The following is a 261-nucleotide window of genomic DNA, read 5'->3' on the forward strand; positions in this document are numbered from 1 at the left end:
CGCAATGGAATGGAATCGAATGGAATCAACTCCATTTCAATGCAATGGAATGGAATGGAATGGAATAGAATGGAATGGAATTAACCCGAATAGAATGGAATGCAATAGAATGGAATGGAACGGAACCGAATGGAGTGGAATGGAATGCAATGGAATGGAATGCAATGGAATGGAATGGAATCAACTCGATCGCAATCGAATGGAATGGAATGGATATAAACCGAATAGAATGTAATTGAATGGAATGGAACGGAACGTAAT

At 39.1% G+C, this 261-nt stretch carries 1 protein-coding gene; it reads left to right on the top strand.

Annotation, left to right across the window (positions count from 1 at the left end):
* Nucleotides 1-235: hypothetical protein (locus O4H53_RS27275; RefSeq protein ID WP_269368115.1), on the top strand; the 235-nt coding region annotated here is incomplete at its 5' end.
* Nucleotides 236-261 lie beyond the last annotated feature (26 nt).

The organism is Sulfitobacter sp. G21635-S1 (genome assembly GCF_027213915.1).
Classification (GTDB): Bacteria; Pseudomonadota; Alphaproteobacteria; order Rhodobacterales; family Rhodobacteraceae; genus Sulfitobacter.